The following is a 16,828-nucleotide window of genomic DNA, read 5'->3' on the forward strand; positions in this document are numbered from 1 at the left end:
TTCTCTGCTTTTTTCGCGTCTGTTATGCCTCCGGCTGTGCTTCGCCTGCGGTTTCGTCCGGCTCGGCGGAACTCTCTTCTTCCGGGTCGGGCTGTGCGGCCTCGGACGCTGTCGCACCCTTCAGCCCTGCCTTTTGCAGCTGCTTGCCCTCGTCTGCCGTTTCGACATTCAGTGTAACGGTATCGCCCGTACCCAGCAGGACAGCCTGCTCGTTGTCCGCCGCGCTGAGGATATAATACACATCCCCACCCTGCAAGCGGATATAATAATATGTCGTGCCGCTGATAACCGCGGTGCGGACATCGTCAATCACGCCGGTCATTTCCTCCGTTGCGGACTGTGTAACCTCTGCGCCATTGCTCTCCAACAGCTTGCGGTAATTCGCCTGACAGTCCTTGATGGTGGAACCGGTGGCGACAATCTGATACTGTGCCATGTTGACCATGCCGTACTGCTTGACCAGTCCCGCATTGTCCTTGAGCGCGACGGTATACGTCGGCTGGCCTTCGATCATCAGCAGAATCGGGAAGGTCGCGTCATAATTGAGGTGCTGTACGACGCCCTCTGCGCTCTCCATTGCGGAAAATTCCTCCGCGCCTGCGATTTCATAAAATTCCGTTTCGCGCGTGCGCAAATTGGTAAAGATAAAGCCGATATTGGATTCATCGCTCACAACCGAAGTCACGCCGGTGTAAATATACAGGTCATTGCCCTTCGGGATGTAGTTATAACCCTCTGTCGTGCGCACAACGCCCTTCTGACCGACCACCGAGTTGATCCAGCCGTTCTGATAGCTGCCATACCAGTCATACTGCTGCATGATAATTTGCGGGCTGTATACGTTGTCAATCCAGTCGGGGATATCGCCCCGTTCATAGCGCGTGCATTCACCCGTCACCGGGTCGACCGTAATGACACCCTTGACATCCGTTCCGCTGAACAGCATGATTTTATGCTCCAGCACCGGGTAAACCCAATATGGATTGCCCGATTCATCCAGCTCAAAATGCGGGTCGCCCAGCATGTCACATGGATAGTTGAACCGGACATGCCGCAGCAGGTTGTCATTGAAATATGCCTGCTGGGAATATTTGATGCCCTTGCCGTCTTCCAGCCGGACAATTTTGGTATTCTGTGTTTTCATATCGACGGTAATATAGGCCGGAATGCCGGTGCTGCGGTTCATAAACCATTTGACAAAGCCGACATAATCCAGCGGCTGGACGCGCACCGGCGCACCCGCAACCGTCACCTGATAGGTATCATACAGCTCGAACTGCGAGACCTCATCGACCAGATTACCGAGCGCACGGTTTGCCAGACGCGATGCGCTGTCCTTGTCCAGCAGCGGCACATTGTCAATCGTCGGCGTATATTCCTCGATTTGCTTCTGTTCAATCGAATCCTGCATCAGCGATGCATACTGATGTGACTGCAAAATCGGGCTGGACAGCAGGGCCAGCGCAAAAAAGGCCACAACGCCAACGCCGATCACTGCCGTGCACACCCGGCGCAGGTTGGACGCAAACGAACCCCTACACAGCGCACTGGTCAGCACCATCAGGATAAGCAGGTTTTCCCCTGCGAACGCCCAGAAGCCTGTGCTCTGAATATTGATCGCAGGCAGCGAGACATAGAACTGCACCAGCAACTGGAGGACAAACAGCACGGCTGTCAGCACAATGCGGCTGGCTTTGGTCTTCTCCTGCGGTTTTTTGTGGTTCTTCTTTTTGTCGCGGAACTGGCGGAGCTGTTCCTTCCAGTTTTTCTTTGGCGGCTGATTCCCAAACGGGCCCTGCCCAAACGGATTTTCCCCAAACGGGCTTTGTTGCCCAAAGAAATCGTTGTTGTTCATCATGTTTCCTCCCTCTCTCCCCGGGGAATGTTCCTCCGGATAAGTTTACCCCTATGGTACTATATTTGGACAAACAAGTCAATTTTGTGTAGGAAAAAGCGGGGGTTCGCCGCGCGAAAAAGCCGCCCGTCGTGGGCGGCTTTTGCTGTGTCATCAGTCCTTTTTGCCGAACAGATCCTTCATCTTGTCGCGGAACGACTTGCGGCCCGGATGGTTCTGCGGCGTATCGCTGTCCTCCAGCTCACGCAGCAGTTCCTTTTGTTTGTCGTTCAGGTTCTTCGGTATCTCGAGCGTGACCTTGACATACTGGTCGCCGCGGCCGCGCCCGTTGACCATCTGGATGCCCTTGCCGCGCATGCGGAAGACGGTACCCGGCTGGGTGCCTGCCGGCATGCTGTATTCCACCTTGCCGTCAATCGTCGGAACAATCAGCTTTTCACCGAGGCATGCCTGTGCATACGAAATCGGAACCTCACACCATACGTCATACCCATCGCGCTGGAACAGCGGATGCGGACGAATGGATACGGTGACAATGACATCGCCTGCCGGGCCGCCGTTGGTGCCTGCGCCGCCCTGACCGCGCAGTGCGACACTCTGACCGTCATCGATGCCCGCCGGGATGGAGACCTTCAGCGTGCGCGAACGGCGCTCCGTACCGGTACCGTGGCACTTCTTACACGGCTTCTTGATGATCTTGCCCGTGCCGCGGCAGTTGGAGCACGGCGAAGAGCTGGAGAATGCGCCGAACGGCGTTCTCTGGGTCTGCTGTACCGTGCCGGTGCCGTGACAGGTCGGACAGGTTTCCGGAGTATAGCCCTTTTCCGCGCCCGTGCCGCCGCATTCGGTGCACTTCTCGACGCGGTCAATCGTGATTTCCTTTTCACAGCCGAATACCGCTTCCTCAAAGCTCAGTACGACAGATCGGCGGATGGACTCACCCTGACGCGGTGCATTCGCGCGGCTCTGGCGCGAAGAACCACCGAAACCGCCGCCGAAAAAGCTGCCGAAAATGTCGCCGAGGTCGACGTCTTCAAAGCCGCCGAAGCCGCCTGCGCCCTGTCCTGCGCCATAGTTCGGATCGACACCCGCGAAACCAAACTGGTCGTAACGCGCGCGCTTCTCCTTGTCGGAGAGGATTTCATATGCCTCTCCGGCTTCCTTGAACTTGTCTGCGGCTTCCGGGTTATCTTTATTCAGATCGGGGTGATATTTTTTTGCCAGCTTGCGGTACGCCTTTTTGATCTCGTCATCGGTCGCACCCTTGCTGACGCCAAGCACCTCGTAATAGTCTCTTTTATCAGCCATATGCTATGACCCTCCTGCAAATGTAAGGGGCGAACCGGGATGAACCGTGTCGCCGGAATAAATGAGGTTATCTTGCGGCTGCCGGAATGCACATGTTTTTCTCATCCGAACAGCCGACAAGGCAGGTTGAATCCCAACCTGCCTGCCGTCTTGTTTCTATTGGATTACTTGTCGTCAGAAACATCCTTGAAATCTGCATCATAATATTGCTCGCCGTTTGCACCGGTCTGTGCACCGCCCTGTGCGCCGCCTGCAAAGTCGTTCGGGTCAGCACCCTGCGGATTTGCCTGCTGGTACATCTTTGCGGAGATTTCCTGGAACTTGCCCATCAGGCTGTCAGATGCTGCCTTGATCGCATCGGTGTCGGTGCCCTTGAGTGCATCCTTGACCTTGGTGATCTCAGCCTCAACAGCGGACTTATCCGCCGCGTCGACCTTATCGCCCAGCTCGCTCAGCGTGTTCTCGCACTGGAAGACCAGCTGCTCCGCATTGTTGCGGATTTCAACCTGCTCCTTGCGCTTCTTATCCTCTTCTGCGAACTTCTCCGCTTCCTCAACTGCCTTGTTGATCTCGTCATCCGACAGGTTGGTCGATGCGGTGATGGTGATCTTCTGCTCCTTGCCGGTGCCCAGATCCTTTGCGGATACGTTTACGATGCCGTTTGCATCGATGTCGAACGTAACCTCGATCTGCGGCACGCCGCGGCGTGCCGGAGCAATGCCATCCAGATTGAAGCGGCCAAGGGTCTTGTTGTCAGCTGCCATCTCACGCTCGCCCTGGAGGACATGAATCTCAACGGACGGCTGGTTGTCAGCTGCGGTGGAGAAGATCTGGCTCTTCTTGGTCGGGATGGTGGTGTTGCGGTCGATCAGCTTGGTGCATACGCCGCCAAGGGTCTCAATGCCGAGGGACAGCGGGGTGACATCCAGCAGCAGGACGTCCTTGACATCGCCGCCGAGTACGCCGCCCTGAATAGCTGCGCCAACTGCGACACATTCATCCGGGTTGATGCCCTTGAATGCATCCTTGCCGGTGATCTTCTTAACGGCTTCCTGAACCGCCGGGATACGGGTGGAACCGCCGACCAGCAGGATCTTGGACAGGTCGCCAGCGGACAGGCCTGCGTCGCTCATTGCCTGGTTAACCGGGCCCATGGTTGCTTCAACAAGGTCATGGGTCAGTTCATTGAACTTTGCGCGGGACAGTGTCAGCTCCAGATGCTTCGGGCCGGTTGCGTCCGCGGTGATATACGGCTGGGAAATGGTGGTGGTTGCGACACCGGACAGCTCGATCTTTGCCTTCTCAGCAGCTTCCTTCAGGCGCTGCATTGCCATCTTGTCGCCGCGCAGGTCGATGCCGTTGGATTTCTGGAACTCAGAAGCCATCCAGTCGATGATGCGCTGGTCGAAGTCATCGCCGCCGAGGTGGTTGTTGCCTGCGGTTGCCAGAACTTCCAGAACGCCGTCGCCGATTTCCAGAATGGAGACATCGAACGTACCGCCGCCGAGGTCATAGACCATGATCTTCTGCTCCGATTCCTTATCTACACCGTAAGCCAGTGCAGCTGCGGTCGGCTCGTTGATGATACGCTTGACGTCCAGGCCTGCAATTCTGCCTGCGTCCTTGGTTGCCTGACGCTGTGCGTCAGTGAAGTATGCCGGAACCGTGATAACTGCCTCGGTAACCGGAGAGCCGATGTAGGCTTCCGCATCCGCCTTCAGCTTTTGCAGGATCATTGCAGAAACTTCCTGCGGGGAATACTTCTTGTCGTCGATGGCAACACGGTAATCCGAGCCCATGTGACGCTTGATGGAAATGATGGTGCGGTCTGCATTGGTGACAGCCTGGTTCTTTGCGGTCTGGCCGACAATGCGCTCGCCCTGCTTATTGAATGCTACGACAGACGGGGTGGTTCTTGCACCTTCGCTGTTCGGGATGACGACAGCCTCGCCGCCTTCCATGACAGCGACACAAGAGTTTGTAGTACCTAAGTCAATGCCGATAATCTTGCCCATGATAAGTTCCTCCTATTTAGAAAAGATGTTATTTTACAAAGAATTCAGTTTGCGACCTTGACCATCGCCGTGCGGATGATCTTGTCGCCGTGACGGAAGCCCTTCTGGAAGCATTCTACAATGCTGTTCTCCTCGAGGTCTTCGTCTTCGATATGCATGACCGCGTTGTGTACGGTCGGATCGAATGCGGAGCCGGGCTCCGCGGTGATGATTTCGACGCCGAGCGATTCGAGCGCAGACTCAAACTGCCGTGCTGTCATTTCGACGCCTTTTTTATATTCGGTATCGGCGGTTTCCTGCGCCAGCGCACGCTCCAGATTGTCATAAATCGGAAGGATGGCGGACAGGGCCTTTCCGGTTGCCTCCGAGCGGATCATATCGCGTTCCTTTACGACGCGCTTGCGGAAGTTGTCGTATTCGGCAGCCATGCGCATATAGCGGTCATTCAGCTCATCAAACTGCTTTTGCAGTTTTTCCTCTGCGGTCAGCTCTTTTTTTTCTTCGGCCGATTCCGCCTCAGCAGCTCCGGCAGCCTTTTCCGCCTGCGCAGCCGCTGCGGTTTCCGCTTCCTGCTGAACGGTTTCCTGCTCTACGCTGTCTTTGGTTTCCATGTGTGGTCGTTCCTCCTCCATCGCCGCCATGCCGCGGCGGGGTAATCATATGCTATGCAACTGCATGCTAGTCTTCGTCGAAAAAGGTCTCGGCAATCAAACGATTGAGCCCTTTGGAGAACAGCGCCAGCCGTGCGGACAGCTTCGCGTAATCCATTCGGGTCGGGCCGACGATCCCGATCAGGCCGCGTCCGACTGAGCCGATGTTATAGGTCGCATAGACCATGCTCGCGTTCTGCATCGGTCCCTTGCCGTTTTCCGGCCCGATGGTGATGCGCACGCCGTCGATGTCGCGGGTAAACGCCCGCAGGGCAGGCATGTTGCTTTCATCCGAGATGAAATCCAGCAGCTCCTGTGCCTTGTGCACATCCCTATATTCCGGATATGCCAGCAGCTTGGAGGCACCCTGCAAAAATACCTTCTGTTCGCTCATCTCCTCGATGAACTCATTGAGAAATTCTGCAACCAGTGTCAGCAGTGCGGTGACACCTGCGGCGCGGCGGACGATGTCGAACCGTTCCGGCGTGATGGCATCGATCGGGATGCCGGTCAGCGTCTGGTTGAGCACATAAGTCAGCAGCTCCGCCTCATCCGCTGTCACCGGAGCCGCAGTGCGCAGCATCTTGTTTTTGACAACGCCGCTGTCGGTGACGGCAACGATGACAAAATCCACCGGGCTGACTGAGATAATCTGGAATTTCCGGATGGTGACGCGCTGCATCACCGGCGTGACGGCGAGCGTCGTATAATCGGTCAGATTGGAAATCAGCTTGCCGGCCTCAGACACCATGCGGTCAAGCTCCTTGACCTTGAGCTTCATAACCGAATTGATGCGGTCGACGTCAGCGGCGGTCAGATTTGGCTGACCCATCAGCTCATCGACATACAGGCGATAGCCTGCGGGCGACGGAATGCGTCCGGCAGAGGTGTGCGGTTTTTCCAGATAGCCCATTTCCTCCAGCTCGCTCATCTCATTGCGGATGGTAGCGGAAGAAAATCCAAGCTCCGGACGGCTCGCAATCGCCTTGGAGCCAACCGGCTCTGCCGTGCGAATATAATCGCCGATGATTGTCTTTAAGATCAGTTTTTTTCGTGCGGACAGCTCCACGGTGTTCACCTCCTGATGATTCCGGGTGCTTTAGCACTGTCTTGCTTTGAGTGTTAGCACTCAACCTCTCTGAGTGCTAAATACAAGATACCACCCGTCCCCCGCAATGTCAAGGAAAAGCCGGGGAAATTCTGTGAATAATTTGTGAATGTTGAAAATTGCTGTAAAATTGACCGTTTGGGGCAGAATTTCCCGGCGGGATTTGGGCAGTTTTTCAAATCAGGTGTCTGTTCCCTGCGCGCGCCGGTTTCACGGCGCGAGCCAGACCCGCAGAAGGAGCCGCTTGGATTGCACGAACCGGTTCCGTCTCTCCTCTGTGCGCGTCGGCACTACTTTTTCCGTTGTTTTTATGCGCAATTTCCGTTGTCCAGCACGAAATGCTATGATATACTAGTATTTACGATAAAACGGCGGGCATACCTGCCGCCGTGAACGCCTGCCGCAGAGCAGCTTCTCCTGCTGTGCGGCGCAAAAGGAGCAATCATGAAAGACCAATCTCTCATCCGCAATTTTTCGATTGTGGCGCACATCGACCACGGCAAATCCACGCTGGCTGACCGCCTGCTGGAACAATGCCATACCGTTACCCAGCGCGAAATGGAAAGCCAGCTGCTGGACAATATGGATCTGGAACGTGAGCGCGGCATTACGATCAAAGCCCGTGCCGTGCGCATGGACTATGAAGCGCAGGACGGGAAAACATATCAGATGAACCTGATCGACACGCCCGGACATGTCGACTTCAATTATGAGGTATCGCGCTCACTCGCTGCATGTGAAGGCGCTGTACTCGTCGTCGATGCCACGCAGGGCATTGAGGCACAGACACTCGCCAACACCTATCTCGCCATCGAGCACGGTCTGGAGGTTCTGCCGGTCGTCAATAAAATCGATCTGCCGTCCGCTGACCCGGCGCGCGCCAAGCATGAAATCGAGGATATCATCGGCATACCCGCAGAGGATGCGCCGGAGGTCTCTGCCAAAATGGGTATCAATATTGAAGAAGTGCTCGAACGCATTGTCAGCGATATCCCTGCGCCGGATGGCGATCCGGATGCACCGCTGCGCGCCCTCATCTTCGACAGCCAGTATGATACCTATCGCGGCGTCATTGTCTATGTCCGCGTTATGGAAGGCTGCATCAAGCCCGGCATGAAGGTTTCCATGATGGCGACCGGTGCACAGTTCCAGGTTGTCGAAGCCGGTTATATGCGCCCGCTGTCGCTCGAACCGTCCGCAGACGGCCTGTGTGCCGGTGAGGTCGGCTATTTTACCGCTTCCATTAAAAATGTATCTGATACGCGCGTCGGTGATACCGTCACCGGTACCGAAAACCGTGCCGCCGAGCCGCTGCCCGGCTACCGCAAGGTACAGCCGATGGTCTTTTCCGGTGTCTATCCGGCGGACAGCGCACGCTATCCCGATCTGCGCGACGCACTGGAAAAGCTCCAGTTAAATGATGCCTCTCTGACCTTCGAGCCGGAAAGCTCCATTGCCCTCGGCTTTGGCTTCCGCTGCGGCTTCCTCGGCCTGCTCCATATGGAGATCATTCAGGAACGCCTCGAACGCGAATATGATCTCGACCTCATCACCACCGCACCGAGCGTTATCTACAAAATCAAACGCACGGACGGCGAGGAGGAATATATCGACAACCCGCTCAATTATCCTGACCCGACTACGCTGGATTACGCTGAAGAGCCGTATGTCAAAGCGAGCATCATGACGCCGAGTGAATATGTCGGCAATATCATGGATCTGTGTCAGGAACGACGCGGCATTTATAAGGACATGCAGTACATCGACACCGATCGTGTCGAGCTGCATTATGAGCTGCCACTGGGTGAAATTATTTATGATTTCTTTGACGCACTCAAATCGCGTACGCGCGGCTATGCTTCGCTCGATTACGAGCTGATTGGCTACCGCAAGTCCGATCTGGTCAAGCTGGATGTCCTGCTCAACGGCGACCCGGTCGATGCGCTGTCATTCATTGTCCATACGGACAAAGCATATGGACGCGCACGTAAAATTGTCGAAAAGCTGAAGGATAATATCCCGCGTCAGCTGTTCGAAATCCCGGTTCAGGCCGCCATCGGCAACAAGATCATTGCGCGTGAAACCATCAAGGCAATGCGCAAGGATGTCCTTGCCAAGTGCTATGGCGGCGACATCACCCGAAAGAAAAAGCTGCTGGAAAAGCAGAAGGAAGGCAAAAAGCGTATGCGTGCCCTCGGTTCCGTCCAGGTGCCGCAGGAAGCCTTTATGGCGGTGCTTAAGCTGGATGAAGAATAAGCTGGGTATCTATATCCATGTGCCGTTCTGCGCGGCAAAATGTGCCTACTGTGATTTCTATTCCGTTGCGGGACAGCCGCAGCAGTGGGATGCCTATGTGCACCGCCTGCTGGCGCAGCTCGTCCAGGCCGCGCCGGACTGTACCGATTATACCATCGATACAATTTACTTCGGCGGCGGCACGCCCAGCCTGCTGGGCGGTGCGCGCATCGCGCGCACGCTGGACGAGCTGCGGCGGCGGTATGCTGTCGAGCCAAATGCGGAAATCACCGTCGAAGCCAATCCGGACTCCATGACAGACGAATTTCTGTCAATCTCGCGCGAAGCAGGTGTAACCCGCCTGTCGATGGGCATTCAGTCGGCGCACGACGAAGAGCTGCGCGCCCTTGGGCGTATCCATACATTCGCTCAGGCACAGGATGCCTTTTTCCGTGCCCGGCGTGCGGGCTTTGATAACCTCAGTGTCGATCTGATGATGTATGCTCTGCCGGGACAGACTGTCCCACAGCTGGAACAGTCGATTGACGCGCTGCTCGCACTGGAGCCGGAACACCTGTCGTGCTACGGGCTAACTGTCGAGCCGCACACGCCGCTTGGACAACAGAATCCCATCCTGCCGGAGGAAGACACACAGGCAGATATGTATCTGCTGCTATGTGAAAAAATGGCACAGGCAGGCTTTGAACACTACGAAATTTCCAATTTTGCGCGCGAAAGCCACTTCCGCAGCCGCCACAACAGCCGGTATTGGGCACAGTCGCCCTATCTCGGCTTCGGCCCCGGTGCACACGCCGATTTCGGCGGACAACGCATCGAATGGCCGCGTGACCTCAGCACATGGCTGGCAGGGACTGCCCGCCCGGTCATAGAAGACGAGCACATTGACCGCGCACTGGAATATATCATGCTCTCCCTCCGCACCTCGGACGGCTGGGATGCAGCATACTACCGCGCCACATTCGGACGCGATCCCACCCCTATTGAGCAGGCATTTTCCGTCCTGCCACCAACCCATATCAGTCATACAGGAAGCCACTGGCATCTCACTGACGCCGGATTCCTGATTTCCAATCCCATTATTCTCGCCGCGCTCGACGCGGCTGAAACGCACTAGGAGGAAACAAACATGCGTGCAATGTTAACCGTAGCAGGTAAGGACCGTACCGGCGTCATCGCCCGGATTTCCAACACCCTGAGCAGTCATTCCATCAACATCGTTGATGTCCGTCAGAACATCATGGGCGGCGACCTGTTCGCCATGATTATGCTCGTCGAGCTGGAAAACTGTGATATCAGCTTCCCGGCACTGACCGCACAGCTGGAAGCGGACGGCGTAGAGCTGGGCATGAAGGTGCACCTGATGCATGAGGATATCTTCAACGCCATGCACCGCATCTGAGAGGAGTCCGCATTATGATTAACAGCTTTGACATCATGGAAACCATCAAGATGATCGAGGATGAGCATCTGGATATCCGTACCATTACCATGGGTATCTCCCTGCTCGACTGTATCTCCGATGACATCAATGCGGTTTCCGACAAAATCTATGAGAAGATTACACGCAAGGCGGAAAATCTTGTCAAAACCGGCGAGCAGATTGAAGCTGAGCTTGGCATTCCGATTATCCACAAGCGCATTTCTGTCACCCCGATTTCCATGATCGGTGCGGCGACTGATGCAACCTCATATGTCCCGCTGGCACAGGCACTCAACCGCGCGGCAGAGACCTGTGGTGTCAACTTTGTCGGCGGCTTTTCTGCCCTCGTTCAGAAGGGCTTTGCCAAGGGCGATGAAATTCTGATCCGCTCTATTCCGGAAGCACTGGCTACGACCGATCTGGTATGCTCTTCGGTCAATGTCGCATCCACCAAAGCAGGCATCAACCTTGACGCTGTCCGCATGATGGGTGAGGTCATCCGTGAGACCGCCGAACTGACCGCCGATCAGCAGTGCATCGGCGCAGGCAAGCTGGTTGTCTTTGCCAATGCCGTTGAGGACAATCCGTTCATGGCAGGTGCATTTCACGGTGTCGGTGAAGCGGACTGTGTGCTGAATATCGGTGTATCCGGCCCGGGCGTTGTTCATTCGGCCATCCGCCGTGCAGGTGACTGTTCGATTAACGAAGTCGCAGATATCATCAAAAAGACTGCATTCAAGATCACCCGTATGGGTCAGCTGGTTGGTTCGATTGCATCCGAACGCCTCGGCGTACCGTTTGGCATTGTCGATCTGTCGCTCGCACCGACCCCGGCAGTTGGCGACTCAGTCGCACGCATTCTGGAGGAAGTCGGCCTGGAATGCTGCGGCACACATGGTACAACGGCAATTCTCGCCATGCTGAATGACGCGGTCAAGAAGGGCGGCGTCATGGCCTCCGCTTCGGTCGGCGGTCTGTCCGGTGCATTTATCCCGGTTTCGGAAGACGAGGGCATGATTCATGCCGTACAGGAAGGTGCGCTGCATCTGGACAAGCTGGAAGCCATGACTGCGGTCTGCTCGGTCGGTCTGGATATGATCGCCATTCCGGGTGACACTCCGGCAGAAACCATCTCCGCTATTATCGCGGATGAAGCTGCCATCGGTGTTGTCAACTGCAAGACCACGGCTGTCCGTGTCATCCCGGCCATCGGTCACAAGGTGGGCGACGAGCTTGAATTCGGCGGTCTGCTGGGTTCGGCTCCGGTTATGGATGTCCATCCGTTCTCCTCTGCGAAGTTCATCCACCGCGGCGGACGTATCCCCGCGCCGATGCATTCGCTCAAGAACTGACCGATATGAAACGGGTCAAACAGCTCTGGCGGCGGTTCCGCACATGGTATGCCGCCGGCATGTTCGGCATGACCGCTCTGCTCGGGCTGCTCGGACGAAAAAAGTAAAAAATACAGGCGCACGGCTGCGGAAATCTTCTGCCCGTGCGCCTGCTTGACAATTGGTCAAAAACATTGTATTCTGTAAACAGAAAAACAAGGCACACCGACAGACGGTTCGCCCTCCGTGACTGAGTTTAAGTAACCCGCCTTATTGGGAGATCAGGCGGGTTACTTTTTTATAATCTGGATGACCAGACTGACAATGCCGATGAGTACCATTGTATACGCAAACAGCGCTTCGTATGTAACCATCAGGGCAGCGCATTCCCTGTGTCCGATAAAAACTACAGTCCTTTTTCGCATTTCATCACCATTGTTTCTTCACGTACTCTAACAGCAAATTTTTTCAGTATAATGTTTCTGTTTTAGAAACAACATTATTATATAGTTTCTGATTTCAAAACTCAAGTGCAGTAAGATGATTATGAAATGAAAACTTCTTTTGGAGGACTGTACCTATGTTTGACTTTGGTCTGCGCATACGCGAATTGCGTGAACAGCATCACCTGTCCCAGGAAGAACTGGGGCTCCGCGTGGGACGCAGCAAATCAGTCATCAGCAGCTATGAAAACAACATCAAACTGCCTCCGCTCGATGTGCTGACGGATATGGCTCTCGTCTTTCATGTATCACTTGATTATCCCGTCGGTATTGATAAAGAAGAAATGCTGTCTATCCGGGCGTTGTCTGAACAGCAAAAGAAAATCCTGCGCACACTGGTTGCAGAACTTCAGGACACCTCTCCCAAATACGCAGGTCTGTCTGACCGGCAAATTTTCCTGCTGGATTCCCTGCTAAAGGAATTTGCAACACCATAACACAAAACAGCCTGTACCATGCGATGTACAGGCTGTTGTTTTATTCAATTGCAAGAAAGTCCCGGATTTCCTCTCCGGCCTTCTGTGTGTCATACACATAGAACCATGCGCCGCCGATGGTCTGCCCTTCCGCCTGCGTCTGTTCTGACGGTACAGCATGCTGCCGAATCTCTGTCTCCTCCGGCGTGAGCTGCGCGAGCAGCGCAAGCAGCTGTGCCTGTGACAGGTTGGTTGTACACTGCTCCAGCAGCTGATCTATCAGCTGCGGATACTGCGCGCTGTCCAGACCGCGCACCCGGTCGAGCAGGCTCTGCAATACCTCGCGCTGGCGCGAGGTGCGCACATCGTCGTTGTCCAGATAACGAATGCGGCTGTATGCCACCGCCTGTTCGCCGTTCAGCTGAACATCTTTCCCGCTTTCCAACCCTTCGCCGTGTTTGCCCATATATTCCAGCTCACCGTCCGACAGATCGACCTCTACGCCGCCCAGCTGGTCGACGATATCCGCCATGCCGGAAAAATTCACCGCAATATAGCTGCCCACATTCAGTCCGAAATTTTCATTGATGGTTTGCAGGGCAAGCTCCCCGCCGCCATACGCATATGCCGCATTCAGCTTGCATTTGCCATGTCCTTCGATATCAACACGCGTGTCACGCGCAATGGAACACAGACGGATGCGGTTGTTGTGGCTGTCAATGGATGCCAGCATGATTGCGTCCGAGCGGCCACTTTCGCCCTCCGCTGTATCGATGCCGAACAGCGCGACACAATCGAATGGGTCAAGCGGTTCGGCTTCACTGCTTGTCTGATTGTTCACCATATTTTTCATGGTGTCATCCGATTGTACGCCGCCGAAAAAGAAGTGATATGCTCCGAACAGAATGCCCGCAAGCGCAGCAGCCAGCGCAATGATATAGAGGACAATTCCTTTTTTTCCGATCATTCCGCTTCCTCTCGCTGGTGGCAGATAAAGTTCCAGCTGTCACGGCACATATCTGCCAGAGTCGCTTTCGCGGTAAAGCCGAGCACTTCCTTTGCTTTTTTGGTATCTGCCCAGCATTCCGCGATATCACCCGGACGGCGTGGCGTAATGACATACGGCAGTTCCTGTCCGCACGCTTCGGAAAAGGCATGAATCAGCTCGAGTACCGAGCTGCCATGGCCTGTGCCGAGATTGATAATATCTGTACCCGTGCGCCCGAAGGCATATTCCAGCGCGAGCACATGTCCATGCGCCAGATCACAGACATGGATATAATCGCGCACGCCTGTGCCGTCCGGCGTATCGTAATCATCGCCGAACACATTGATGCGCGGCAGCTCGCCTGTGGCAACCTTTGCGACAAACGGCATCAGGTTGTTCGGAATGCCATTCGGATTTTCCCCGATCAGTCCGCTCGGATGTGCACCGACCGGATTGAAATAGCGCAGCAGCAGCACGCTCATGTCCGGCTGTGCCGCCGCGATATCCGACAGGATGCGCTCCTGTGCCACTTTGGTATAGCCATATGGATTGGTTGCCGAAGTCGGCATGCTCTCGTCAAACGGCACGGGATTGTTTTCGCCGTATACCGTCGCAGAGGACGAAAAGACAATCACCGGACAGCCAGCTTCCTGCATCGCAGTGAGCAGATTCAGCGTGCCGGTCAGGTTGTTGGAATAATAGCGCAGCGGCTGTGCCACCGATTCGCCGACTGCCTTGAGCCCGGCAAAATGAATGACGCCATCGATGTGATGTGCGCGAAAAATCGCGCGCATGCCGTCCAGATCAAGCAAATCCGTCTGATAAAACGCCGGCGTTTTGCCGGTGATGCGCGCGATGCGGTCGACGACATCGCGCTTGGAATTGATTAAATTATCTGCAATAACCACCTGATAGCCCGCTTCGAGCAGCTGTACACATACATGGCTGCCGATATAGCCGGTGCCGCCGGTGACAAGAATTGTTTTCATATTTGTTTTATCCCTCCGCCATTGCTGCCTGCTGCGTTTGCAGCTCCATTTGTTCGATTGCCTCACGGTTGACCTCTTCCGCGCTGTGATAGGTCTGCACACAGGCATGCAATGCCCGGCGCACCTCATCGGCACTGCCGGAATCCGCAGCCTGCTTCAATTGCTCAAGCATGCGCCCCATCACATGCGGCGAAACTTCCTCCTGCCGTTCGATAAAGATTTTCTGGTTTTCGGTCTTGCTCAGTTCTTCGCTCTTCATCAGCAGCTCTTCATACAGCTTTTCGCCCGGACGCAAACCGATTTCCACGATATCAATATCGCTGTACGGGATATACCCGGACAGCCGGATCAGTTTTTCCGCGAGATCCAGAATCCTGACCGGCTCACCCATGTCGAGTACATAGACCTCGCCGCCATGTGCCATTGCCCCGGCCTCCAGCACGAGCTGTGCCGCTTCGGGAATGGTCATAAAATACCGGATAATGCGCTTATCTGTAATCGTGACCGGGCCGCCCGCGGCAATCTGCCGCCGGAACAGCGGCACAACCGAACCATTGGAGCCGAGCACATTGCCGAAACGCACTGCCGCAAATTCCGTGCGTGAAATCCCCTTGCGGCTTTGCATCAGCTGCTCACACATGCGCTTGGTCGCGCCCATGACATTGGTTGGATTCACTGCCTTGTCGGTCGAAATCAACACGAATTTTTCCACGCTGAATGTCTCACAGGCACAAATGGTATTCCATGTGCCGAAGACATTGTTTTTGACCGCTTCGGTCGGGCTTTCCTCCATCAGCGGCACATGCTTGTGTGCTGCGGCATGAAATACCACCTGTGGGCGGTGCATGGAGAACACCTGATACAGCCGCCTGCGGTCACGCACTGATGCAATTTCCACCCGAAGGTCGAGCGCATCACCATACCGGCGCACCAGCTCCTGCTGGACATCATATGCGCCGTTTTCATAGATATCCAGAATAACCAGCCGACTGGGCTGACAGCGGGCAATCTGGCGGCACAGCTCGGAACCGATGGAACCGCCGCCGCCTGTGACCATAACAGTCTTGCCCTGTAAGAATGTCTTTGTGCGCGCGGAATCCAGCTGAACCGGCGCGCGGCCAAGCAGATCCTCAATGCGTACCTCACGCATGGAGGTGCGCAGCGGGGAGGCATTGTTCGGATGCTCCAGCAGATCCAGCCGGTCAGGCAATACACTGACATGACAGCTGGTCTGGGTACAAATCCCCAGAATTTCGCGGCGGCGTTCCGCCGATACAGTCGGCATAGCCACCACCAACTCGGACACCGGCAGATTGCCAATGCGCTCCGGCAATGCGCTGATTGGGCCATAGACCGGCAAGCCGTGAATGCGCGTGCCGATTTTTTCCGAATCGTCGTCAAAGAAGCAGTGCGGCTGATACCGTCCCTCCGGGCTCCGCCGCATCTCGCGCAGCAGGGATATCCCCGCATCCCCCGCGCCGATGATACCGGTATACACGCCGCCCCTCGGCGTATGCCGTGTGACAAGCTCCCGATATCGACGGTACAGCATGCGCACCGCAAGCATCACGAGCAGGGAAAATGCCGCCGCCGTGCAGACAAACATACGGGACAGCCGCTGCCCGAAGACATACATCGACAACAGGTTGAGCAATGTACCGCCCGCCATGCCGACGAGCAGGGTCAGGTATTCCCGTGTCTCCGCATAGCGCCACAGGGTATCATAGGTGCGCATCAGCAGCTGGAACAGCAGGATGCACACGCTCATCTGCACAAGCCCCGGCCAGAGATTGTTCCAGTCGGTCGAGCCGGTACCGTTGGTATCCGGTGTCAGGCGGAAAATAACCATGCTGACTGCCAGCAAAATGCAGACATCAAGCAGCAGCACCAGCTGCTGCCGCCACCGATGTCTTCCTGTTTTCTGTTTATCCCCCATTGATTTCATTGTCCTGTCTCATCCCCTCATTCTATTACAAATTTGCATATACA

The 16,828-nt window shown here is 55.5% G+C and carries 13 protein-coding genes; 5 read left to right on the top strand and 8 right to left on the bottom strand.

The features are described 5' to 3' along the window. Positions 1-22: 22 nt before the first annotated feature. The 5 genes from CBW42_RS01130 to hrcA form a co-directional block, all read right to left on the bottom strand. A complete protein-coding gene (locus CBW42_RS01130) occupies positions 23-1,858 on the bottom strand; it encodes a CvpA family protein (RefSeq protein ID WP_133058239.1) in 1,836 nt (611 codons plus the stop codon). Between the two features lie 150 nt (positions 1,859-2,008). After that, entirely contained in the window at positions 2,009-3,163 is a 1,155-nt protein-coding gene (gene dnaJ, locus CBW42_RS01135) for a molecular chaperone DnaJ (RefSeq protein ID WP_087016901.1), read from the bottom strand. Between the two features lie 164 nt (positions 3,164-3,327). Beyond that, entirely contained in the window at positions 3,328-5,178 is a 1,851-nt protein-coding gene (gene dnaK / locus CBW42_RS01140) for a molecular chaperone DnaK (protein WP_087016902.1), read from the bottom strand. Positions 5,179-5,222: 44 nt separating this feature from the next. After that, complete coding sequence (gene grpE / locus CBW42_RS01145) at positions 5,223-5,819, bottom strand: nucleotide exchange factor GrpE (protein WP_087016904.1); 597 nt, start codon at positions 5,817-5,819, stop codon at positions 5,223-5,225. A 37-nt stretch (positions 5,820-5,856) separates the two neighbouring features. Next, positions 5,857-6,897 carry a heat-inducible transcriptional repressor HrcA gene (hrcA, locus tag CBW42_RS01150; RefSeq protein ID WP_165760998.1) on the bottom strand — a complete coding sequence of 347 codons (1,041 nt, stop codon included), beginning with the start codon at positions 6,895-6,897 and terminating at the stop codon, positions 5,857-5,859. 483 nt (positions 6,898-7,380) lie between these two features. Between hrcA and lepA the strand changes: the two genes are divergently transcribed. The 5 genes from lepA (at position 7,381) to CBW42_RS01175 (ending at position 12,883) form a co-directional block, all read left to right on the top strand. Next, complete coding sequence (gene lepA / locus CBW42_RS01155) at positions 7,381-9,192, top strand: translation elongation factor 4 (RefSeq protein WP_087016908.1); 1,812 nt, start codon at positions 7,381-7,383, stop codon at positions 9,190-9,192. After that, complete coding sequence (gene hemW, locus CBW42_RS01160; RefSeq protein WP_087016910.1) at positions 9,182-10,306, top strand: radical SAM family heme chaperone HemW; 1,125 nt, start codon at positions 9,182-9,184, stop codon at positions 10,304-10,306. Before lepA ends, hemW begins: the two co-directional genes overlap by 11 nt. Before the next feature lie 12 nt (positions 10,307-10,318). Continuing rightward, a complete protein-coding gene (locus CBW42_RS01165; RefSeq protein ID WP_087016912.1) occupies positions 10,319-10,591 on the top strand; it encodes an ACT domain-containing protein in 273 nt (90 codons plus the stop codon). Between the two features lie 14 nt (positions 10,592-10,605). Then, positions 10,606-11,964: a PFL family protein gene (locus CBW42_RS01170; protein ID WP_087016914.1), complete on the top strand. Its 1,359-nt coding sequence runs from the start codon at positions 10,606-10,608 to the stop codon at positions 11,962-11,964. Positions 11,965-12,523: 559 nt separating this feature from the next. Next, on the top strand, positions 12,524-12,883 hold the full coding sequence (locus CBW42_RS01175) for a helix-turn-helix domain-containing protein (protein ID WP_087016917.1): 360 nt from the start codon (positions 12,524-12,526) through the stop codon (positions 12,881-12,883). A 40-nt stretch (positions 12,884-12,923) separates the two neighbouring features. On the opposite strand, the gene CBW42_RS01180 is transcribed toward CBW42_RS01175, so the two are convergent. From CBW42_RS01180 to CBW42_RS01190, 3 genes are read right to left on the bottom strand one after another with little or no spacing between them, the layout of a single operon-like run. Continuing rightward, positions 12,924-13,829, bottom strand: coding sequence for an LCP family protein (locus CBW42_RS01180; RefSeq protein ID WP_087016919.1), 906 nt, complete (start codon positions 13,827-13,829; stop codon positions 12,924-12,926). After that, positions 13,826-14,839 (bottom strand): UDP-glucose 4-epimerase GalE, encoded by a 1,014-nt coding sequence (galE, locus tag CBW42_RS01185; protein ID WP_087016921.1) that lies wholly within the window; start codon positions 14,837-14,839, stop codon positions 13,826-13,828. The genes CBW42_RS01180 and galE overlap by 4 nt, the downstream gene beginning before the upstream one ends. A gap of 7 nt (positions 14,840-14,846) precedes the next feature. Next, on the bottom strand, positions 14,847-16,784 hold the full coding sequence (locus tag CBW42_RS01190) for a polysaccharide biosynthesis protein (RefSeq protein ID WP_242969753.1): 1,938 nt from the start codon (positions 16,782-16,784) through the stop codon (positions 14,847-14,849). Positions 16,785-16,828 lie beyond the last annotated feature (44 nt).

The sequence above is a fragment of the Butyricicoccus porcorum genome (assembly GCF_002157465.1).
GTDB classification, from domain to species: domain Bacteria; phylum Bacillota; class Clostridia; order Oscillospirales; family Butyricicoccaceae; genus Butyricicoccus_A; species Butyricicoccus_A porcorum.